The organism is Pseudomonas sp. SJZ080 (genome assembly GCF_007828295.1).
In the GTDB taxonomy this organism is placed as follows: Bacteria; Pseudomonadota; Gammaproteobacteria; order Pseudomonadales; family Pseudomonadaceae; genus Aquipseudomonas; species Aquipseudomonas migulae_A.
Map to the genome: position 1 here is coordinate 66496 of NZ_VIUK01000027.1, position 22359 is coordinate 88854.

The window sequence follows — 22359 nt, forward strand, 5'->3', positions numbered from 1 at the left end:
TGCCATCGGGAGATGGCGGCAAAGGAATCGATGATGACGCAAGAACTCCCCGAAGTTGTCCCCCATAGGCATTCGCTGACGACGCGTGCCCTGCGGCTGGCCACATTGCGCATCGGCCTGGTGTCGCTGGGCGCGGGGGCGATTTCCTACTATGTCAATTCCACCTTGATCGAGAAGGACGTGACCGGGCAATTGCTGCTGTCCGCCGAGCAAACCCTGCAACGCGAATCCTTGCCGTTTCAGGAAATCAAGGACCTGCAGCGCAACTTTCTCGAGGAGTTCAAGCAGACCCTGGCCTTTCCCGGCATGCGGGCCAAGTTGATTGAGGACTTCGAGCAGATTTTCTATCGCCACGACGATGGTTCTTATACGCAGCGTCCCGGTTTGTTCGAAGGAGAACCGTTGGCCGATGGACGGCGCTTTGCCAGAATGTCGGCCACCTACGCGCCTGATACCCCGCCCAGCGACGATACCCGGGCGCGGTTTGCCCTGTCGTATCTGCTGTCCTACAAGTACGGATCGAGCAGCCACGGCCGGCTGTTCAATTTCTACGGCGTGGTGCCTGAGAAAGGTTTTCCCATCTACCAGGATGCCGATATCGCCAAGGTGTTCAGCTACTCGGGGCCGGATGCCCTGGCGCTTGAAACCTACGAGTTCTATGCACGCGGTTTCGGTACCCCCGGCAACGACACGCTGTTCACGCGGATGTACTGGGATTTCTCCAACAATGCCTGGATGACCACCATCGCCACGCCCGATGTGGCCGATGCATCCGGCAGGCACCAGATCCTGGCCAGCGTCGATGTACTACTGGATCAGTTGATGACGCGCACCGCCAAACCCGCGATGCAGGGCGCATACAGCAGCTTGTTCATCGCCGATGATGAGGGCACGCTGATTTACCATCCTGACGTCATGGAACAGGTCAAAAGCACGGCGGGCAAGGCGTCCATCCGCTCGCTCGACATGACTCGGAGCTTGCCATTGCTCGATGTCACATCCGCGCTGATGCCGGGTCATGCACAGGTCGTCCAGACCCGTGACGAGATCGTCGCGATGGGCCGCATTCCCGATACACCCTGGGTGCTCGCGGTCCACTATCCTCGAGCGCTGATGACCCCGGCTATTGTCGGTAACCTGATGATCGTGGTGGCTCTCGGGTTGCTGACGTTGCTGGTGGAGATCCTCATTTTGCGTTCCATTCTGCAGAAACAGGTGGCCATTCCGCTGTTCCGGTTGATCGCGGCAACACGACAGTTCGGGGCAGGCAAGGAGCGCCTGTGTCTGGAGCAATTGCCAACCCAGTCCGTCGACGAGGTGGGTGAACTGGCCCGGGCCTTTGGCAACATGGTCGAGCGGGTTCAGGGCACCCACGATCATCTTGAACACGAAGTACGGGACCGTGTGCGCGAAGCTCGACATCTGGAGGCCATCGCCGAAGAACGCAAGCGTGCCGAAAAATTGCTGTTGGAAAGCGAGCAGCGTTACCGGGACATTTTCGATCACTCCCTGGACCCTCTGTTCTTACTCGAGGTGACCGACGAGGGGTTGCGTTTCATTGAGGTCAACCCGGCCTTTGAGTCGGCCGTAGGCGTGGGGCGGACCGAACTGATCGGCAAGACGATCGAGCAAACCCTGGCGCCGCAGGCACTCGCTACCGCGATGGCAAAATACCAACGCTGCGTGGACAGCGATGCGCCGCTCGACGAAGAGGAGGAGTTCGAGTTGCCTGCCGGCCTGCGCACGTTCCACACCACACTGATACCGATACGTGACGCGTTTGGACGCGTGCAGAGAGTCGTGTGTATCGCTCGCGACATCACTGAGCGTAAACACGAGGAGCGTGTACTCCACAGCTACCGCGAAAGCACGCGTGAAGAGGAGCGCAAACGGATTGCCCGGGAAATTCATGACGAATTGGGGCAGCAACTCACGGCGTTGCGCATGGGGGTTTCCCTGTTGCGCCTGCAATTCGGCAGTGACCAGCCATTGCTGGTGGAGCGGGTACAGGTGCTTATGGGGCGGATCGACGCAATCATTCAGGTGGTTCGTAACGTCGCTACCAGCCTGCGTCCGGCTGCGCTGGACATGGGGTTGATCCCGGCGCTCGAATGGCTGGTCTCGGAGTTTTCGCACAATGCCGGCGTCGCGTGTTCACTGAGGGCATGTTCCGATCGATTGGAACTCGACGATGAACGGGTCACCGCCATTTTCCGCCTTATCCAGGAGTCGTTGACCAACGTCGCTCGTCATGCCCAGGCAAGTTGCGTGGAAATACACCTGCAACGCAGTGCCGACCACGTTTTCATCGAAGTGCGTGACGACGGCAAGGGCTTCGATCCCAAGCAACTGTCCAAGCGCACCCTTGGCATGCTTGGCATGCGCGAGCGAGGAAGCATGCTCGGCGGAACGGTCAGCGTGGACAGCGCCCCGGGGCAGGGTGTGCGGGTGCAGGTCGCGATTCCCTTTCGAACGGACTTGGAGCTTCCCCGAGCCAGGTAAATGAATCCCTACCCGATTAATCCCTCGGTGAGGCTTGGATACGGTGAGGCGAGGTTTTTTCTTTGCGCAGCACGATGGTAGGGGAAGTCCTACTCTTGATCCGCTACCCCCTAGCTTAATATGGGCTTTGGCCGATGGTGTGGTCTGTCGCGGTGGGGCATTCTGCCAGCATCTATTCGATGCGCGATTCATTATGAGTAGGCAGTCGTACGGTTCAGCGTGATTCGTCCTCTAAGCCTTCCTGCGTAGTGTCGAAGCCGGCTTCCCTGAAGCGGCAAGTCGATCGACGAGATTGAGCTTTCAGTCCCAGAGACCTCTATCCAGATCATGTCGCACCTCAACATTACGCTGCTGACCCGATACGCTCTGCAGGGCCTCTGCACGTCGGGCATTTGGCTGTTGGCGCGGGTGGCGTCGGCCCAGGATTTGACGGTCATTCCCTTCGAGCAACTGCTCGAGACCAAGGTCGTGGGCGCGGCTCAATTCTCGCAGCAGCTCACTGATGCACCCTCGGCCGTCTCGGTGATCACAGCGGAGGAAATACACCGTTTCGGCTACAGGACGCTGGGCGAGATCCTGAATAACATGCGCGGCCTCAGCATTGGCTTCGACGGGGCTTACTATTTTCTGGGCGGGCGTGGCTACGGTGCGCCTGGTGAATACGCGGGACGGGTCATGTTGCGCATCGATGGCCAGCCGGTTGCCGACAATATTTTCAACCAGATCTACCTCGGCGAGGATGGGCTACTCGACACCGAGCTGATCGACCGGGTTGAGTACGCACCAGGCCCAGGCTCGGCGCTGTACGGCAACGGTGCCTTCCTCGGTGTGATCAACGTCGTGACGCTCAGGGGGCGTGATCTGGACGGCGGCCAGGTCGCCATGACCGCCGGCTCGAACCAGGATCGCAAGGTCCGAGCCAGTTGGGGTACGCGTCTGGACAGCGGCGGGGAGTGGCTGGTCTCGACCTCGGCGTCCCAAGCCGAACTTCCTGATACGCCGCTCGCCAACGAGGCCCTGCACGATGACCAGGACGGGCAGCGGTTGTTCATCAAGGGTTCTCAGAATGCCTGGAGCATCGAGGGCGCATTCGTCGAACGCAAGCAGCAGGAACTGACGATTCCCCTTGATGCCCATTGGGATTTTTCCGACCGCAATGACTTCTTGAAGCTTGGCCACGATGCCGACTTCGGCAGTTTTCGCTCATCCGTGCGGCTCTCACACGGCCGTTATCTTTACCGCAGCGCCTATCGTGAGCCCATCGATGATGGACGCCATTATATCGAGGACGTTCGCGCGGACGGCCGGTGGTGGGATCTGGAGGGCACGGTCAGTAGCGTGACCCTGTCCGGGCATCGACTGGTGCTGGGCAGTGAATATCGCAACGACTACCGGCAAAACCAGCAATTAGATCGATATTTTCCTCGCCGCGACGAACACGAAACGTATCGCAGTGAGGTGTCGACTCAAACGTTCAGCCTTTACGCCCAGGATGAAATTGCCCTGCGCCATGACTTGAGCCTGAATCTGGGCGTACGCATGGACCAGCGCAGTGGCAAGGATTCGGTGGCGCGCAGCAACCCTCGGGTGGCCTTGCTCTATACCGGCCTGACGAACACCAGTCTGTCGTTGTCCCACGGCAGCGCGACCCGCTTCGCGAGTCGGTACGAAGCGACCTCCAATGATCTTCCCGGCGTCCAGTCGGAGCGCGTCACCACCACCGAATTTGTGGCCGATCATCGCCGTGGCGACTTCCGTTTGTTGGGCACCCTCTATCGTTATCGCATTACCGATCCCATCGGTCGTTTCTCGGAGCCTTCGCTGGAGCGGATCGACACCCAAGGTGCCGAACTCGAAGCTCAGTGGCAATGGCGTGAGGTTCAACTGAGGGGCAGTCACACGTTGCAGCGCTCGGAGGACAACCTTGGCCGTGATCGGGTGAATTCACCCCGGCACTTGAGCAAGCTGCAGGTGTCAGTGCCTCTGGCGGAGGAGCGCTTGCGAGCCAGTCTTGCTGCCCGATACGTGGGGCGCAGGCTGGTCGCGCCGGGTGTAAGTGCTAGCGGTTATACGATCACCGACCTGACGTTCACCAGTCGGGATGTCGTGCCTGGGGTGAGTGTCACCGCCGCGGTACGCAATCTCTTCGACCGACGCTACCTCGATGCGTCTTTCTTCGACATCGAGAGCAGCGCCGATTTGCCTGAGCGTGGCGAGCGTAGCCTGTGGTTGAGCGTGGGGTATGCATTCCCATGAAAATCGCCGTCCGCCATGTGCTGGTCCTGGTTGTCCTGTACCTGTCCACCCAGGGGGTGATGGCCGACTCGGTAGTGGAGGAACGTGCCATGAAAGCGGCCTATCTATACAATTTTGCCCTGTTCGCCGAATGGCCATCGTTGCCTGACGTCAATTTTCGATTGTGTGTGCTCGGCATCACGCAATTGGACGATGAACTCGCCCATTTGCAAGGCAAGCGTGTGCAGAACGGCCTGCCCATCGATGTACGCCGGGTTCTGTCTGGTGATTCGCTTATGGGCTGTCAGGTCCTTTATATCGATGAACAGAACCGTCGTGCCCTTGGCTCTCTGCTCGGGCAACTGGCCGCGACGCCGGTGTTGACCATCACCGATGCCACCGGATTCGCCGATCAGGGCGTCATGATCGAGATGCGACGCCAGGGCCAGCGCATTGTGTTCGACGTCAATCTGTTTGCGGCGCGGCAGGCCCATCTGGGCTTCAGCTCTCGGCTGCTCAAGCTCGCCAGCTTCGTTGCGGACAGATCCTGAGCCATGTCCCGTTTACGTTTCGAGGATCTCCCTTTGCGCGATAAGGTCACTCACACGGGGTTCAAGTTGACCGCGGCCGCCATGACGGTGCTGCTGGTGATGTTGCTGGTCTACCAACTGGTCGTTCAGCGCCGCTCCCTGGTGGAGGACATCACGGCTCACGCCATGGTGGTGGGCAGAAACGGCTCGGCGGCGATGATGTTCGCAAACGCCGACGAGGCGTACGAAACGCTGGCCTCTCTCCAGCATGTTCCGGATATCAATTGGGCTGCATTCGTGCTCAACGATGGGCGTCAGTTGGCGATCTATCGGCGCGATCCGGCCGGGGAGGTTGTGAATTACTATGGGGTTGAAGAAATCGGCTTGTATTCCCTTTTGGTGCGTCGGCCGGTAGAGCTCCATGGTCAAGTCATCGGCAATGTCGCGGTGAATGCGAGCTTTACCTCGCTCTATCGGGGGCTGGCGGTGCAGGCTCTGTTCGGTGGGCTGGCGGCCGCGGTGGCGTTGTTTCTGTCTTTCATCCTTTCCCGACGAATGGCGTCCAGCATCGTGCGGCCGTTGCAGAATCTGGTAAAACTGACCGAGCGGGTGCGCACTTATCAGGATTTCAGTCTGCGAGCGACGGTATATGGCAGCGATGAGACCGGCCGACTCGCCCGCAGTTTCAATGACATGATGGATCAGCTCGAAAGTCATGACGCACGCATCAGTGCCGAGCTGCAACAGCGTCGACTGGCCCAGCAGCAACTGAACGAGCTGGCCTATCGAGATCCGGTGACGGGGCTGAACAACCGTCATTATTTCAAGGAAAAACTCGAGACCGCCGTCATGGAGGGGATGCGCTACGCTACGTCCTGTGCGGTGCTGTTCATCGATCTCGATGACTTCAAGATCGTCAACGATACGTTGGGTCATGAGACCGGTGACAGCCTGTTGATTCTGGTCGCCGAGCGCCTGCGGGAAACGTTGCGCAACACCGATGTGGTGTGTCGGATTGGCGGCGACGAATTCGCCGTTATCCTGGAAAATGGGGTCAATGCCGATCAGGCCAGGCTAGTCGCGTCCAATATCGTCGCCGCGCTGTCCAGCCCCTTCTACGTTGACGGTCGGCGGATCGGCGTCGGCGCCAGCCTGGGTATCAGCCTGTGCCCCGATCATGCCACGGACACCACCAGCCTTTTGCGCAAGGCGGATATCGCCATGTATCAAGCCAAGGGCAGCGGTAAGAACAGCTATCATTTATATGATCACGCCTCAGAAAATGCCTGAGTCTGTCGATTGGTCGATCGAATATCGGGCATTCATCACTTTGGCGTTTAGTCTTATGACAGGAAGGCGAACGATCCACCATACTCGGGGCAGGTCCTGATGAGCTGGCGCCGTCACCGACCGAAAATCGACCGTTCCTATAAGCAACTTTAGAGCGAAGTGCCGATGAAGCTCTCTATGGAAACGGGTATTTCGCCCCTACGGATGGTGCAAGCCCAACTCTTCGATGCCATCTTCGACCTGGTTTCAGCGGCACTGGTGCTATTGGATGGCCAGGGCCGGATATTGAAAGCCAACGACGTTTTTGCCGAGCTGTTGGGCTACGCGCCGGCGCAATTGCTCGCCGTCGAGTTCCAGGCGTTTCTCCAAGACCCGGGCGGCCAGTTCCCGCGCGCCGTGGATGGTCGAATCTTGCCGGCTCACTTCGCCAGCGGGCCGGTTGAACTGCGCTATCGGCGCCAGGACGGCAGCGTGCTGCTAGGGCGCACGAAGTCGACTGCGGTCGACGAATGGCTCCTTTGTGAGATCGACCCATGTGCAGCGGCTCGAAGCCTGGGAAGATGCCTGGAGCAGGACCAGTGGCTGCAGCGGGTCGTGGAAACGGCGCCGGGCATCATCGGCACTTTTCGACTGGGGCGCGATGGCAAGGTATCCATGCCTTGGGCATCGCCGGGTTACGAAGAATATTACGGGGTGACCACTGACGAGCTCAAACGCGACGTCAATATCCTGTTTGAGCGTATTCATACCGAGGATCTCGCTCGCGTCCAGGCGTCGATCGCTGAATCGGCACGCACGTTGTGTCTCTGGCAGTGTGAATACCGGGTTTGCCATCCGATAAAGGGTGAGATCTGGCTCGAGGGGCGTTCTACGCCAACGCTGGAGGCGGATGGCTCGATTATCTGGTTCGGTTTCCTGCACGATATCAGTGAGCGTAAACGCATCGAACAGGCGTTGATGGACAGCGAAGAGCGTTTTCGCCTGGCCTTCGAGTCCGTTGCCATCGGCATGGCCTTGCTGGGACTCGACGGGCGCTGGTTGCGCGTCAATCGCTATTTCTGTCAATTGCTGGGGCGCGAGGAAGACGATCTGCTCCAAACCAGCAGCCAGGCGTTGACTCATCCGGATGATTTTTCCGAGGAGCAGGACTGGGGGCGGCTCCTTTCCAGGGAGGGTATTTCCTACTTGCGAATGGACAAGCGATATCGGCACCGCAACGGCGAGTATGTGAGGGTTCAACTGACCGTCAGTGCGATATGTAGCGGCGACGCCACACCCTTGTATTTCGTCGTCCAGATCGAAGACCTCAGCCGTCTTCTCAAAGCCGAAGAGCACCTGTCCTTGCTGGAACTCGCACTCAGCCATGTACACGAGGCCGCTTACCTGATCGACCGTCAGGCCCGGTTTCGCTATGTCAACGACGAAGCTTGTCGCAGCCTGGGCTACAGCCGCACGGAACTGCTCGGCATGACGGTCGCCGAAATAGATCCGGACTGGACGAACGAGCAGATATTGGAAGATTGGAGCTACGCTACGCAGGGCACCCCTGAAATCATCGAGAGTCGTCATCGGGCCAGGGATGGGCGCATTTTTCCTGTCGAACTGAGCGTCACCTATCTTGAGCTGGACGGCCAGAGCTATAGCCTGGAACTGGCCCGTGACATCACTGAGCGCAGGCGCTTGCACGCGGCGCGGCAGGAAAGTGAGAAGCGCTATCGGGAAGTCTTCGACAACAGCTCCGACTGCCTCTATCTGCTGGAAATCACCGAAGATCGACAGTTCCGCTACATGGAGGTCAATGCCGCCTTTGAACGTGTGTCGGGGCTCGATCGCCGACAATTGATCGGTCGCTGCCTGGGGGAGGTCGTGCCGCAGGCGGGACGTAAGGTCATGGAAGGTTTGATGAGCTGCCTGGCCCGTGGAGAGGCTATCGAGTGGAGCACTGAGATCGATCTTCCGGCTGGGTCCGTATCCTCCCACTCGACGTTCATTCCCGTGCGTGACGAGCAGGGGCATATTTATCGCATCGTCGGGATCAGTCGCGATATCAGCGAACGCAAACGCATGGAGACCCGCCTGCTGACCAGTGAGCAGCAGTTCCGTGCGCTGGCGGAGAACTCGTTGAACCTGATCATCCGTTACGACCTCGATTGTCGGCGCACTTACGTCAATCCTGCTTTCGAGCGGTATACGGGTATACCGGCTGCCCGAGCGCTAAAGACGCCGGTCGAGGATGGCTGGACCGCCAACATGGCGGTGACGGACTACCTGGCGCTGGTGCGTCAGGTGATACGTACCGGCGAACCGCTGGAAACCGTCCTGGAATGGCTGAACGCCGCAAGCGGAGAAAGGATGGTGCACGCCTTTCAGATAAACGCCGAGCGAGGCGCGGACGGATCGGTGACCAGTGTCCTGGCCAAGGGGTACGACATCACTGCACTCAAGCGTCACGAACGTCTGGAGGAAGCGCGGCTGGGCATTTTCGAACGGTTGGTGCGGGGCGCTCCGCTGGCTGAGGTCTTATCGCGGGTGACGGCTTATATCGAGCAGGCCCGGCCGGAGTTCCTCGCCTGTATCAGGTTGGTGAGCGCGGATGCACGCTACTTGCGCCTCATTACCGCGCCAAGCGTGCCGGGCGATTATCTACAGGCGGTAGGAGATATTGACATCTCGGAGGAGGGCGACACAGCCGGCTGGCGCAGCACTACGATTATCGTCGAAGACCTGAGTGTGTATCGTGGCAGCGCGGCCATCAAAGAGTCAGCTGTCAAGGCCGGGTTGGGGGCCTGTTGGTCGGAGCCGATCAAAGGCTCTTCCGGGAAGGTCCTGGGTCTGTTCAGCATCTTTTTACGCCGCCCGGGCCGGCCAACCGACAGCGACCTCAAATTGATTTATCAGGCCAGCCATCTGGCTGCCATCGCCATTGAGCGCAACTACGCCGAGACGCTGCTGCGCGAAAGCGAGAAACGGTACCGGGAAATTTTCGACAACACCCCTGATGTCATTGCCCGTTTCGATTCGAAGGGTCGCTTCCTATACGTCAATCCGGCAGCGGAAGGTATGCTCGGTCAGTTGCAGGGGGCTTTGCTCGGCAGAACATTCAGGCAGGTGTCGCCCCACTCGGGTCTGGCGCGATCGTTCCAGGGCAAGGTCGAGCAGGTCCTGCGCAGCGGTCAAGCCGGCGAAGCGGAGCTGACGCTGGACATGCCGGCAGGGCAGGACTCAGAGCCGGTCTGTTATCAGGTCCGCCTGGTGCCGGAGCGCGATCAGAGCGGCGCCTTGATCGGTATTCTCACCGTCGGTCGCGACGTCAGTGCCTGGCGCGCGGCGGAACGACGACTCAAGGAATCCCACGCGCAATTGCGTCTGCTGTCCAGTCGTCGCGAAAGTACGCGCGAGGAAGAACGCAAGCACATCGCCCGGGAGATCCATGACGAATTGGGGCAGCAGCTGTCCGCGTTGCGAATGGGCATTTCGTTGCTGCGCCTGCAATTCGGCAATGACCAGCCGCTGTTGGTGGAGCGGGTCCAGGCGTTGATGCTGCGGGTTGACGAAATACTTCAGGTCGTGCGCAACGTCGCCACCAGCCTGCGCCCCTCCGCGCTCAACATGGGCCTGACCTCCGCGCTCGAATGGCTGGTGTCCGAGTTCACTCGCAATACGGGTATCGAGTGTCGGCTCAGGGCGCCCTCGACTCGACTGGCTCTCGATGACGAGCGCGCCACCGCGATTTTCCGGGTAATCCAGGAGTCATTGACCAATGTATGTCGCCATTCCCGTGCCAGACGGGTCAATATTCACCTGGAGCACGATGCCGAGCACTTGCAGATCGAGGTGTGTGACGACGGTCGGGGTTTCGATCCTCAACAATTGCCCGAGGGCACGTTGGGGTTGCTCGGCATGCGCGAACGCGGACACATGGTGGGTGGAACGGTAATCATAGACAGTGCACCCGGGCAGGGGGCCCGTGTCCGGGTGTACATTCCCTTTCAGCCGGGCCTGGAATTCCTATGATACGACTGATGATTACCGACGATCACGCCATCATGCGTGAAGGCCTGAAGCAGCTGTTTGCCCTGGCGGCCGATGTGCGGGTTGTCGCCGAAGCGGAAAACGGTGCGATGCTGCTCGAGCAACTGCGAGTGAGCGACATCGACCTGCTGCTGCTCGACATGAGCATGCCGGGCATCTGCGGGGACGATCTGGTGGCGCGCATTCGCTTTCACTATCCTCAGTTGCCGATCCTTGTGCTGAGCATGCACAACGAAGTGCAAATTGCCCAGCGTGCGTTCAGGTCGGGGGCTTCAGGCTACCTGACCAAGGACCGTGACCCCGAAACCCTGCTCGCGGCGATTCGCCGGGTGGCGGCTGGAGGACGATACATTGACGTCGGGCTGGCCGAGCAAATGGCGTTTGCCGCCAGTGGGTTGGGCCCGCATAGCCAGCACGATGGGCTCACCGACCGGGAGCTGCAAGTCATGCGCCAACTCGCTCAGGGGTTGAGCGTCTCGCGGATTGCGGCGGAACTGGCGATCAGTCACAAGACCGTCAGTACCCATAAGGCGCGCCTGATGGAAAAGATGGGGTTCACCAGCACGGCCGATATCGTGCGCTATGCCATCAAGCATGGGGGGCTTTGATGTAACCATAATGTTGACTCTATCCCATTCAGAAAGCGATCTCTGAAGGCCTTCCGGGCATCCATTGCCCACCTGATCGGGTCGCTTGACGAGGGCGCTCGGGGCCCCTTTTATTCGTCTTTTTTCTCCGCCATCCGCAGTGGCCCGACACCGTTGAATAAAGTAGGGCAATTCCTACCTCGGTAGCCGTAGTGCTTACGCTAAAACCAGCCTGGTCCGATGGTTGGGTCATACCCAGGCTCGGCATGATGGGCGGGTCGCATTTTGCTGCCAGATTTTTTGACGCAAGAGTGCCGTCGTTCGCCTCTGCTATGAGTTCCGGCCGTCGGATGGAGAGTCCACATTGAGCACAACAATCAACACCCAGGTTCCCGGCTCGTCGGGGGCCCCAATCGCATTTCTTGTGCTGGCGATCCTGGGAGCCGCCTCTGTACTGGCGGGCGGGGTAATGGATATGCAGGTCGTAGGGCTTGCGGTTCTACTTTTCTCGCTGGGCGTGGCTACGGCCTTTTATTACCACTCACGTAACCATGCCCTACGCGTCGCTATCGATTCAATCGACCATGAGTCACAAATGCTGCAAGCCCCTGTGTCGCTGTGTCGTTGTGGCCTGGAATCGGTATGCCGAGGCGTGCTGCCGATCTGGGCGGGCCAGATCGAAGTCGCCCGTAGCCACACCGAAGAGGCTATCACCACGTTGGCGACACGCTTTGCCGATATATCCATGCGTGTCGAGCGAGTTGTTTCAGGCTCGCAGGATGGAGCAGCGGCGGAAGGGGGGCTGGTCGAGCTGTTCGGGACCAGTCAGCGGGAACTCGATGCGATCATCGCTTCGCTGCGCGCCGCATTGACCACCAAGGAAACGCTCTTGCATGAAGTGATGGCACTCTCCAGCCTCACCGAACAATTGCAAACGATGGCCCAGGATGTAGGCAATATCGCCAAGCAGACCAACCTGGTCGCGCTCAATGCCGCCATCGAGGCTGCCCGTGCTGGTGAGGTTGGTCGTGGTTTTGCCGTGGTGGCGGATGAAATTCGTAAACTCTCGAGTCTGTCCGGTGAAACCGGCAAGCGTATCGGCGACACGGTAAACACGGTGAGTGCGGCCATCGCCAGTACCCTGGAAATCTCTCGTCAATATGCCGAGCAGGACGAAGCCACCGTAAACCGATCCGGCCAAATCATCGAGCAAGTAATCGACAGTTTTCGCAGCGCCACCACCACGCTTTTCAATTCCTCCCATGAGTTGCGCAGGGAAAGCCAGTTCGTCGGCCAGGAAATAGCCCAGGTACTGGTCGGCCTGCAGTTCCAGGATCGCGTCAACCAAGTGCTGAGTCTGGTCCGTAGTGACTTGGAAAAGCTCCACGAGAATCTTGCCCAGGGGCAACGGGACAGCGCCGCAGGCCAGCTTCCAACACCGATTGACGCCCAAGCCTGGCTGGAGCAATTGGCTCGTACTTACACCATGCCCGAGCTGCATGACGTGCACCGGGGCAATGCCAACGGTACGTCGGGCAACGAATCCGAAATCACCTTTTTCTAGGAGCCCTCAATGGCCAAGACCATCATGATCGTCGACGACTCGGCGTCCCTGCGCCAGGTTGTCAGCATCGCCTTGAAAAGCGCCGGTTACGACACCGTTGAAGCCTGCGACGGCAAAGATGCCCTGAGCAAGCTCGACGGCCGAAAGCTGCACCTGATCATCAGTGACGTGAACATGCCGAACATGGACGGCCTTTCATTCGTTCGGGCGGCCAAGCAATTGCCGGCCTACAAATTCATCCCGGTCATCATGCTCACCACCGAGGTGAGCGATGCCAGGAAACAGGAAGGCCAGTCGGCCGGGGCCAGGGCGTGGGTGGTCAAACCCTTTCAGCCGGCACAGATGCTCACGGCAGTGTCCAAACTCGTTCTGCCCTGAAATTTCGCAATCCTATCCATACCGCACGCGATATGCCCCCATCGGTTGAAGAGAGTCCAAACCATGTATCCCAACGCTCATCAGCGCCTCTGCATTGAGGGCGAGCTGAACATCTACACCGCGGCTGAATGGAAAAAACGCCTGGACGATCTGATCGCCCAAGGTGAAGACCTCGAACTGGACTTGGGCGGGGTTCAGGAACTGGATACCGCCGGGTTGCAACTGCTGATCATGGCGAAGAAGGAAACGAGCTTACGCAACCAACAACTGCGCTTGGCCAATCACAGCCCAGCGGTATTGGAGGTGTTTGCGCTATGCGATCTGGCTGTCATGTTCGGTGACCCTGTCCCGTTGTAATCCAATCGGTGGTGAAAAGGCAATGCTCATGAACCTGGACGACGCACAGCAGACCTTCATCGTCGAAAGCCTGGAGCTGCTGCAAGAGATGGAAGAAGCCTTGTTGCGGATCGAGTCGGCAGCGGACGACCCCGACACGATCAACGCGATCTTTCGCGCCGCCCATACCATCAAAGGTTCGGCAGGCCTGTTTGGTCTGGATGACATCGTTTCCTTCACCCATGTGGCAGAGAGTGTGCTGGACCGTGTTCGTGACCGGCAGTTGCAATTCAACGCGCAGTTGACCGCGCTGTTCTTGCAGGCCTGCGATCACATTGGCGTATTGGTAAGGCTGGCGGCGGACGGCAACGAGCCCGCGCCGCAGACCGTTCGTGACAACGGCGCCAACCTGCTCAGTGTGCTGCGTGGATTTCTGGGCGACGAATCTGAATCGACGCCAGGCCTCGGCACCCAGCGGGACAGTGCGTCGTCGACCGAGCATGATCCCGGCATCGAAAGCGTCAGTGATCCCAGCAATGCCGACCATTGGCACATTTCCTTGCGTTTTAGTCTTGACCTGCTGCGCAACGGCATGGACCCCCTGGCGTTCATCCGTTACCTGGCCACGCTGGGGCGAATCTGTAACATCGTCACCCTCAGCGATCATCTGCCCCAGGCGGCACAAATGGAGCCGGAGAGTTGCTACCTGGGCTTCGAGATCGGCTTTCACGGCGATGTCGATCAAGCCACCCTCGAGAATGTATTCGAGTTCATTCGCGACGATAGTCAGGTGCATATTCTGTCGCCGCACTGCAAGACCGATGAATACCGTCAGATGGTTCGGGAACTGCCGGAGGAGCGTCAGCGCCTGGCTGAAATTATTTTCATCCGTTGTTGCGAGCTCACTGCCGCTACAGACGCAGGGCTACTCGAACAGCCGCCACGGCAGCCTCCGGCGTTGGCGATCGATCCGGTACCGGTCGAGCATCCGATCACCGCTGCGATACCCCGCGATCCTGTATCGAATGCACCGCAGCAGGTCCAGGACAGCCGCAGGAGCGAGAACAGTCTGATCCGCGTCGATGCCAGCAAGCTCGATCAATTGATCAACCTGATCGGCGAATTAATCATCGCCGGCGCGGGCGCCAACCTCGCTGCCAGGAACACCGGCGCCAGTGAGCTGATGGAAGCCACGGCGGTCCTGGCGCGTCTGGTGGAAGAAGTACGCGATTCGGCACTGACACTGCGCATGGTGCAGATCGGCTCGACCTTCAACCGTTTCCAACGGGTGGTCCGCGATGTATCCAGAGAGATGGGCAAGGATATTCGCCTGGAAATCAGCGGCGGCGAGACTGAACTGGACAAGACCCTGGTGGAGCGAATCGGCGATCCCCTCACTCATCTGGTGCGCAATGCCATGGACCATGGCATCGAGCCTGCCGATGTGCGCTTGGCCCAGGGCAAGCTGGCCCATGGCACGTTGCGCCTCAACGCCTATCACGATGCCGGAAGTATCGTCATTGAGGTCGCCGACGACGGTGGTGGCTTGCACAAGGAAAAAATCCTGCGCAAGGCCATCGAGCGCGGGCTGGTAGGCGAAGGGCAACATCTGGCGGAAAACGACATCTTCAACCTGATTTTCGAGCCGGGCTTTTCCACCGCCGAGCAGATCAGCAACCTCTCCGGGCGCGGCGTCGGCATGGACGTGGTCAAGCGCAACATCACCGCGTTGCGCGGTAGCCTCGAGCTTGACAGCGTCGAGGGACAGGGCACCACGCTGCGGATTCGCCTGCCACTGACGCTGGCGATCATCGACGGTTTCATGGTCGGCGTCGGCAGCGCCAGCTATGTGATCCCACAGGACATGGTTGTGGAGTGCATCGAGCTGCCGGCGAATGACGGGCTCGACTATCTCAATCTGCGCGGCGAGGTGTTGCCCTTCATCCGTCTGCGCGAGCTTTTCGATGTCGAGGGCAAGCCCCCGCGCAGGGAAAACGTGGTGGTGGTGCAATTCGCCGGGCAGCGTGCGGGGTTCGTGGTGGATCGTCTATTGGGCGAGTTCCAGACCGTGATCAAACCGCTGGGCAAGCTCTTTGGCCAACTGGATGGCATGGGCGGCTTCACCATCCTGGGCAACGGCGAAGTGGCGTTGATTCTGGACGTTTCTGGGTTGATCAAGCGAATCGCGGGGACGAAACAACGCACACAGGCCGCGCAGAGATGATAGCGACTCATCCTCCGTGCCCAAATCCATCTCAACCTGAAAGAAGAAAAATCCAATGATCGGTATTTTTTTCAACATGGTGATGCCACTGGCGTTCAACGGGCAGACTCGCCCTCATGGCCAGGCCGTGCCCGCCGGCTTCGCGCGTTTTGAGGAATGATGGCATGGGCCAGTCGATAAAAATTCAAAACCCTGACGCCGCGCCGCAGGCCCGGCAGTACCTGACGTTCACCCTCGGCGATGAGCAGTTTGCCGTTGGCACCCTCAGCGTCATGGAAATCATCGAGCATGGCCGGCTCACCGGCGTTCCGATGATGCCACCCAGTATCCGCGGGGTCATCAATCTGCGAGGGGCGGTGGTGCCGGTCATCGACCTGGGCGCTCGCTTCGGTGGGCAGCAAACCGAGGTCGGCCGACGTACCTGCATCGTCATTCTCGAAGTGGTCCATGTCGGTGAACACCAAGTGATCGGTGTACTGGTCGACGCGGTGAATGAGGTGCTGGAAATCGCCTCGGCGGACATCGAACCGCCGCCGGCCTTCGGCGCGCATATTCGCTCCGACTTCATCCAGGGGATGGGCAACGTCGGTGGGCGGTTTGTCATTCTCCTGGACATTGGGCGAGTGCTGTCGGTGGAAGAACTCGCGGTGCTCCACGGTACGGACGATGATCGAGCGGTCAATACATGACTGGCCGTGACTTGATTCTCTGGCTGTGCCTGGCCATGGTCCCGGTGGGGCTGATGCTTGTCGCCCTGATTATTTACTACCGAGGCTACCCGCGCCCCGCCCCGCAGACTCATACGCCGATCGAACCGTTTGCCGGAAGTGGGCTCGATGAACTGGCGCGGCTCCCGGGGAACGCCGAACAACGGGGCGACCTCAGTACGCGGGGCAATGCCAGGCTGACGGTGATGGGCAAGGACCCGATCGGCGATCAAGCGAGTCGCGCCGTCACGCAGCAGACGCTGCCATTGGCGACGAGAGGGATGAGTGCTGCTCAACTCGCGGACAAATTGCTTTATCTGGCGGATTTGACCGAACACATGCTTGAAAAGCGAGAAACGCTCAGCCGATCGGCCGTTGCGCCCCGTCGGGTTGCCGATCAGGTTCCCCCCAACAGGCTTTATCTCTCTTTCATGCTCGGCGGCGCAGCGTTCGCGGTGTGCATGAGCAATGTCCATTCCGTGATCCAGGGCGCTCGTCTCATTGGCGGGGCTGGCCTGTCGGGGCCGGTTCGCAGGGCAATCGTAATGGACGGTGCCCTGGTGCCGGTGGTCGACCTGGGTAGCCAGGTGCATGGACAGCCCACCATGATCGGGGAGTTTACGAAAATTGCCATCCTGGAAGTGCCCGTAGGCGATCAGTTGCAAAGAGTCGGGGTACTGGCCGATGGGGTCGGCGCAATACTGCAGATCCCTTCGATCCAGATCGACCCGACCACAAGCTTCGACAGCCGGGTTGGCGTTGACTTCGCCTTCGCCCCCGTCACGGTCAGTGACCAGAGGACGATGTTACTGGTCGTACGGCCTGGGGCCGCGACGAGCCAATCCAACGCCGTACGTTAGCTGAGCTGATCCGTAGTACAGGACTGCTTGCCGACATGATGTTACGCCCATGGACTGGGTTGCCGATTTTTCCTGACCCCCGAGAGCCCGTTCATGAACATGCTTGATCGATTGTCCTTGCCGGGCAAGTTTTCATTCTTGGCAGTGCTGTGCCTGGCGCTGGTCGCCGCGCCTACCTCGTTATTCGTCCTTGGCGCCATGGGTCAGAGTCGCCAAGCTGTGCAAGAATCTCTCGGCATGCAACCGGTGCAGGAACTGCTGCACCTGATTCAACTGACGCAACAACACAGCAGCCTTTCATCCGCGGTGCTGGGCGGCAGTCGGGCATTGGTTGAAACAAGGCAGAAAAAGCATGCCGAAGTTGAGCAGGCTTTTGCATTGACCGAACGTGAATTGAGTGAATCTCAGGTTCCTTCCGGCCTGCTGGATGCCCTGCGCAAGGCTCACCGGCAATGGAGTGAATTGGCCAGCCAGATATCCCAAGGTGCGATCAACGGTGCTCAAAGCCAGACCTTGCATGCCCAGTTGGTCGCGACCTGCCTCCAACTGGAGGACTCGCTGCTCGACCACTTCGAGCTATCACTGGATCCGATCTTCGAAACCTATTACCTGATCACCGGTGCTTTGGTCGAACTGCCACAGACCAGCGAACTGCTCGGACAACTGAGCACGACAGGGGCGGGGCTTCTCTCGCAAGGGCAAATCCAGCCCGAGCAACGTGCCACCCTCAGCAGCTTGACGACCCAGGCAGCGAACAGCTTCGACAAGCTGACAAGGGCATTCACCAAGGTCAATGGCGCCAGCCCGTCATTCAGCGCATTGCTCGGGGGGCCTTTGGCGGCACTGGGGCCGCAGGTCGAGCAGGCCCTCAAACTGACCGACACCCAACTGATTTCGGCCAATGAACCCAACTATCCGGTCGCCGACTACCTGGCGACCTACACACGGACCATCGACGCGTTGTTTGCCTTCAACCGGCCGGCGTTGGACGCTCTCGCGCAGGCGCTTGAAGCCCGAAGTGACAGCGCCCGAAACGACATCATGCTGATGTCCGGCGGTTTGTTGGTGATGTTGTTGGTCGGCGCTGCGCTGGCGACATCCATGGTACTTCGGCTTCTGCGGCAGCTGACCGTCGCCTTGACGGCCGCGGAGCGCATTACCGCAGGAAACCTGAGCCATCCGATCGATTCGCCCGGTGCGGATGAGCCGGCACGCTTGCTGGCTGCATTGAATCAGATGCAGCAAGGATTGCGCAGCACCGTCCAGCACATCGTGGGTTGCGCCGGACGTCTTGCTTCGACGGCCGGCGAACTGAATTCGGTATCCGATGAGGCCAGCCGGGGCCTGACGCGACAGAACAACGAGCTGGATCAAGCCGTGACGGCCGTCACTGAACTGACCGTGGCGATTGAGGAAGTAGCGCGCAATGCCGTCTCGGCTTCCGAGGTGGCCCAATCAGCTGACCAAAGTTCCCGCCAGGGCCAGGATAGTGTCGGTCGGGCAGTCGATGCCATGACATCGCTGACCGGTGACATTGAACACACCACCGACGCCCTCCAGGTGCTGGACGGACAGATAGGCGGCATCACCTCTGTACTGGATGTCATTCGAGGCATCGCCGAGCAAACCAACATGTTGGCCCTGAACGCGGCGATCGAAGCGGCGAGGGCCGGTGAAAGCGGCCGCGGCTTCGCCGTGGTCGCGGATGAAGTGCGGGCGTTGGCACAGCGGACCCAGGAGTCGACGCAGCAGATTGAAAGCATCATCGGCGCGGTGCGCAAGGGCAGCCAGGACGCCCTCGGCGCCATGCACGAAAGCAATGGCAGGACCCGGGACACGCTGGGAGTGACTCGCCAGGCGGGCGCCGCACTCGGCGCGATTGCAGTCGCCATCGCTCAAATCAACGAGCGCAATGTGAGCATCGCCAGCTCGACCCAGGAGCAGTCCCATGTAGCCCGCGAGGTGGACAGCAATCTGCTTGACATTCGGAATGTCTCGGCACAGACGTCAAGTGCGGCGAACCAGACCCACGCTTCCAGTCGGGAACTCGCGATGCTCGCCGACGAGCTCAACGCCGTGGTCAAAAATTTCATCGTTTGAAGGGACATCGCGTCATGGGACTGCTCGGTAAACGCTCCAGTGCAATGAAATATCTGCCGCTGTATGTCGGCCCCCGAAGCTATCGAGTTGAGGGCTTGGAGCCCTCTGCAGCTGATTTTCGTCCCGTTCAGTGGTCACGTTTCGCTCAAACACATAATCCCAGCGGACACACCCGCGGGCAGACGGGCATGAAGCCGTTCAAGGTGATGATCGTCGATCACCGGATGCCGAAGGTCATGAACCATGCAACAAACGATTTCTTCCACTCGTTCCAAGCCGTCCGCCGATGACTGACCATTCAGAATGGCAATTGCCAAGCGACGAGCAGACACTGCGAACTCTGGTCGAAAACACCCCGGATACCATTGCGCGGTACGACCACAATGGCCTACGAACCTACCTCAACCCGGCGTTCGCACGCATGGCCGGGGCACCTGCCGTGAAGCTGCTCGGCAAGAGCCCCAGCCATGGAAGGGAAACGCCCGAAATGCTCGCCTATGAGGCTAAATTATTCGGGGTTTTACACAGCGGCCAGCCAGACGAGTATGAGCTGACCTGGTTCGGCGCGGACGGCGCACTGATCGCCAGCCATATTCGTATCGTGCCGGAGAAAGATGCTTGCGGCGCCGTGGTCAGTGTCCTGGCCGTGGGCCGGGACATCTCAATTCTAAAGGCCGCCGAGCAGCGACTCGAACAGGCCGAGGCCCTGGCCCGCTTTGGTCATTGGCAACAGGATTTCCGGCGAGGTGGCTTGCAGCTGTCAGCGGAGCTCTGTCGCATGGTCGATAAACCGCGGCATTGGGCGCCGACCCAACAAGAACTCCTGGACATGCTCATACTTAAGGACCGTGCCCGTGTTCTGGAGAGCGTGTACCACGCCTTCTCAAAGCGCAGCGCATTTCTGGCGCTGGAATATTGCATAGCGGTGGGTGATCGAGAGCTGCACTTGCAGACCTGCCTGACAATCGAATATGGCTCCGATGGCGTGCCCTTGGGGATGTTCGGGACTGCCCAGGACATCAGCAAGCTGAAGAGCTATCAGCAACGGCTGCACATGCTCGCGTTCTATGACGCACTGACGGGGCTACCCAACCGCGAACGATTCAAGGAGTGTCTGCAGGAGGCCTTGCTGAAAGCCGAACGCAACGGGCGTCAGGTCGCGGTCGCGATTCTTGACCTCGACAATTTCAAGGTTGTCAACGATACCTTGGGTCATGGCGCGGGCGATGAGCTGCTGTGTGAAGCCGCCAGGCGTTTGCGGCGCTCGGTGTGCGGGCACGACAGCGTGGCACGTCTGGGCGGCGACGAGTTCGCCCTGATTCTGTCTTCCCAGCTCAATACCCCCTTCGAGCTTGAAAACATTGGGCGGGGGATTCTTAAGTCCATTACAGGTGTTTATCAGATTCAGGGCAGGGAAATCTTTGTATCCGGCAGCCTTGGCATTGCCTATGGTTCGACGGGCGCCGACAATATCGATGAGCTGGTGCAGTTCGCCGACTCGGCTATGTACAGTGCCAAGTCCCATGGGCGTAACAACGTGCAACTGTATTCGCCGAGCATGACCCAAAAAACCACGGAGCGGCTGGCCCTGGCGACCAGTTTGCGCCATGCGCAGAGCAATGGTGAGTTGGTATTGCATTACCAGCCGCAGATCAATCTGATCAGTGGCCGCGTGATCGGTGCCGAAGCCTTGCTGCGCTGGCAACATCCGCAACACGGGCTGATTGCTCCGGACACCTTTATTCCTATTGCCGAGGAAACCGGATTGATCGTCGGCATCGGCGAATGGGTATTGGAAAATGCCTGCCGCCGTGCTGTCGACTGGAACCGTGATAATCGTAGTCCACCGCTTAGAATCGCCGTCAATCTGTCGCCGCGACAATTCCAGATGAACGACTTGCTTACCTCTATTTGCGCAATCCTACGGGACACCGGCTGCGAGCCGGGCTGGCTGGAGTTGGAGATTACCGAAGGTTTATTGCTGGATAACAATGTCGCCGTGCGCGAGACACTTGAGCAGCTCAACGCGTTGGGACTGACGATCGCCATCGACGATTTCGGTACCGGCTATTCGGCGCTCAGCTACCTGAGTCGCCTACCCATCGAAACGCTTAAAATCGACCGCTCTTTTATCAACGACATCGAACACAATCGCGATAGCGCCGAACTGGTCAAGGCCATCATCTCCATGGCGCACAGCCTGCGGTTGACGCTGGTTGCCGAAGGTGTCGAAGAAGCCTCTCAACAAGCGTTCCTGCAGCGTTATGGATGTCAGAGCGCACAGGGTTGGTTATATGGTAAGCCCATGCCGCAGGTGGCGTTTGAAAACTTGTTGAGGACCCAGGTCGACAGTCAATGATCCTTTGGTTCGGGCAAGGTACGCTCGCTGATGGAATAGCTCGGCTCGGAATCACGCCTTCTTGCCCTTGATACTTCCCCAAAAAAAGTCCAGAATTAGGTCTTTTCCTGCTCCGGCAAGAAAAGAAACCCCTTAGGTTTCAATGGGGCGGACGCTAGATACGAGTCTCGGTTCCCTCTCCAAATACACAAAAAACCGCTTACTAAGCGGCGTTTTTGTTTGTGTAATTTGTTGGGCTGCGTCGATGGGAATTCGCGATCCCTACATCCATTCCGGCGCTCTCTACGAGAACCACTTCGGAGCCCGTGTCTCAGGAGTGTAGGTACGGGCAATAGGCCTTCAAAAAACAAGCCACCGGTAGAAAAGCAAGACTTCATACAAGGTGTGGGCTGGAGTGTGGGCTGTGAGGTTTTTGCCAAAAGCCAGAAACGACAAAGCCCTGAAAAATGGGCTTTGTCGTATAAAGATGGCGGAGGCGATGATCTTCTATTGTGTCTCAAGTCCCTACAAACCATCCTGGTCGATCATGATTGTTGGCGCTGATTGAAAACTGACCCACCGGGGATGCGGCGGAAATCTTGGACTACCTGGAGGTAGTTCATGTACTCATACGAAGACCGTATCCGAGCGGTCAAGCTCTACATCAAACTGGGCA

Annotated in this window: 15 protein-coding genes and 1 pseudogene; all 16 read left to right on the top strand. The window is 59.2% G+C overall.

Annotation, left to right across the window (positions count from 1 at the left end):
• The first annotated feature begins 33 nt into the window (after positions 1-33).
• The 16 genes and pseudogenes from FBY04_RS27015 (at position 34) to FBY04_RS27085 (ending at position 21704) form a co-directional block, all read left to right on the top strand.
• Complete coding sequence (locus FBY04_RS27015) at positions 34-2502, top strand: PAS domain-containing protein (RefSeq protein WP_145318242.1); 2469 nt, start codon at positions 34-36, stop codon at positions 2500-2502.
• Positions 2503-2829: 327 nt separating this feature from the next.
• Positions 2830-4758 (top strand): TonB-dependent siderophore receptor, encoded by a 1929-nt coding sequence (locus FBY04_RS27020; protein ID WP_145318245.1) that lies wholly within the window; start codon positions 2830-2832, stop codon positions 4756-4758.
• On the top strand, positions 4755-5288 hold the full coding sequence (locus tag FBY04_RS27025; RefSeq protein ID WP_144925885.1) for a YfiR family protein: 534 nt from the start codon (positions 4755-4757) through the stop codon (positions 5286-5288). Before FBY04_RS27020 ends, FBY04_RS27025 begins: the two co-directional genes overlap by 4 nt.
• Before the next feature lie 3 nt (positions 5289-5291).
• Positions 5292-6557 (top strand): sensor domain-containing diguanylate cyclase, encoded by a 1266-nt coding sequence (locus FBY04_RS27030; RefSeq protein ID WP_145318248.1) that lies wholly within the window; start codon positions 5292-5294, stop codon positions 6555-6557.
• Between the two features lie 177 nt (positions 6558-6734).
• Positions 6735-10571: a PAS domain S-box protein gene (locus tag FBY04_RS27035; protein ID WP_178118333.1), complete on the top strand. Its 3837-nt coding sequence runs from the start codon at positions 6735-6737 to the stop codon at positions 10569-10571.
• A complete protein-coding gene (locus FBY04_RS27040; protein ID WP_145318255.1) occupies positions 10568-11197 on the top strand; it encodes a response regulator transcription factor in 630 nt (209 codons plus the stop codon). The genes FBY04_RS27035 and FBY04_RS27040 overlap by 4 nt, the downstream gene beginning before the upstream one ends.
• Positions 11198-11921: 724 nt before the next feature.
• The gene (locus FBY04_RS27045) at positions 11922-12740 is read left to right on the top strand and encodes a methyl-accepting chemotaxis protein (RefSeq protein ID WP_371927873.1); all 819 of its coding nucleotides are present in this window, start codon (positions 11922-11924) and stop codon (positions 12738-12740) included.
• 9 nt (positions 12741-12749) lie between these two features.
• A complete protein-coding gene (locus FBY04_RS27050; RefSeq protein WP_145318261.1) occupies positions 12750-13118 on the top strand; it encodes a response regulator in 369 nt (122 codons plus the stop codon).
• A 63-nt stretch (positions 13119-13181) separates the two neighbouring features.
• The gene (locus FBY04_RS27055) at positions 13182-13475 is read left to right on the top strand and encodes a lipid asymmetry maintenance protein MlaB (protein ID WP_145318264.1); all 294 of its coding nucleotides are present in this window, start codon (positions 13182-13184) and stop codon (positions 13473-13475) included.
• 28 nt (positions 13476-13503) lie between these two features.
• Positions 13504-15678 carry a chemotaxis protein CheA gene (locus tag FBY04_RS27060; RefSeq protein ID WP_145318267.1) on the top strand — a complete coding sequence of 725 codons (2175 nt, stop codon included), beginning with the start codon at positions 13504-13506 and terminating at the stop codon, positions 15676-15678.
• Positions 15679-15842: 164 nt separating this feature from the next.
• Positions 15843-16367, top strand: a complete 525-nt coding sequence (locus FBY04_RS27065) for a chemotaxis protein CheW (protein ID WP_145318270.1) — start codon at positions 15843-15845, stop codon at positions 16365-16367.
• A complete protein-coding gene (locus FBY04_RS27070; protein ID WP_145318273.1) occupies positions 16364-17245 on the top strand; it encodes a chemotaxis protein CheW in 882 nt (293 codons plus the stop codon). Before FBY04_RS27065 ends, FBY04_RS27070 begins: the two co-directional genes overlap by 4 nt.
• 1101 nt (positions 17246-18346) lie before the next feature.
• Positions 18347-18487, top strand: a pseudogene (locus tag FBY04_RS33365) (HAMP domain-containing protein); the annotation flags it as partial.
• Entirely contained in the window at positions 18482-19345 is an 864-nt protein-coding gene (locus FBY04_RS33370; protein WP_371927874.1) for a methyl-accepting chemotaxis protein, read from the top strand. The pseudogene FBY04_RS33365 and the gene FBY04_RS33370, both read left to right, overlap by 6 nt.
• Before the next feature lie 14 nt (positions 19346-19359).
• On the top strand, positions 19360-19635 hold the full coding sequence (locus FBY04_RS27080; RefSeq protein ID WP_145318279.1) for a hypothetical protein: 276 nt from the start codon (positions 19360-19362) through the stop codon (positions 19633-19635).
• The gene (locus FBY04_RS27085) at positions 19632-21704 is read left to right on the top strand and encodes a bifunctional diguanylate cyclase/phosphodiesterase (RefSeq protein WP_145318282.1); all 2073 of its coding nucleotides are present in this window, start codon (positions 19632-19634) and stop codon (positions 21702-21704) included. Before FBY04_RS27080 ends, FBY04_RS27085 begins: the two co-directional genes overlap by 4 nt.
• The last annotated feature ends 655 nt before the right edge of the window (positions 21705-22359 follow it).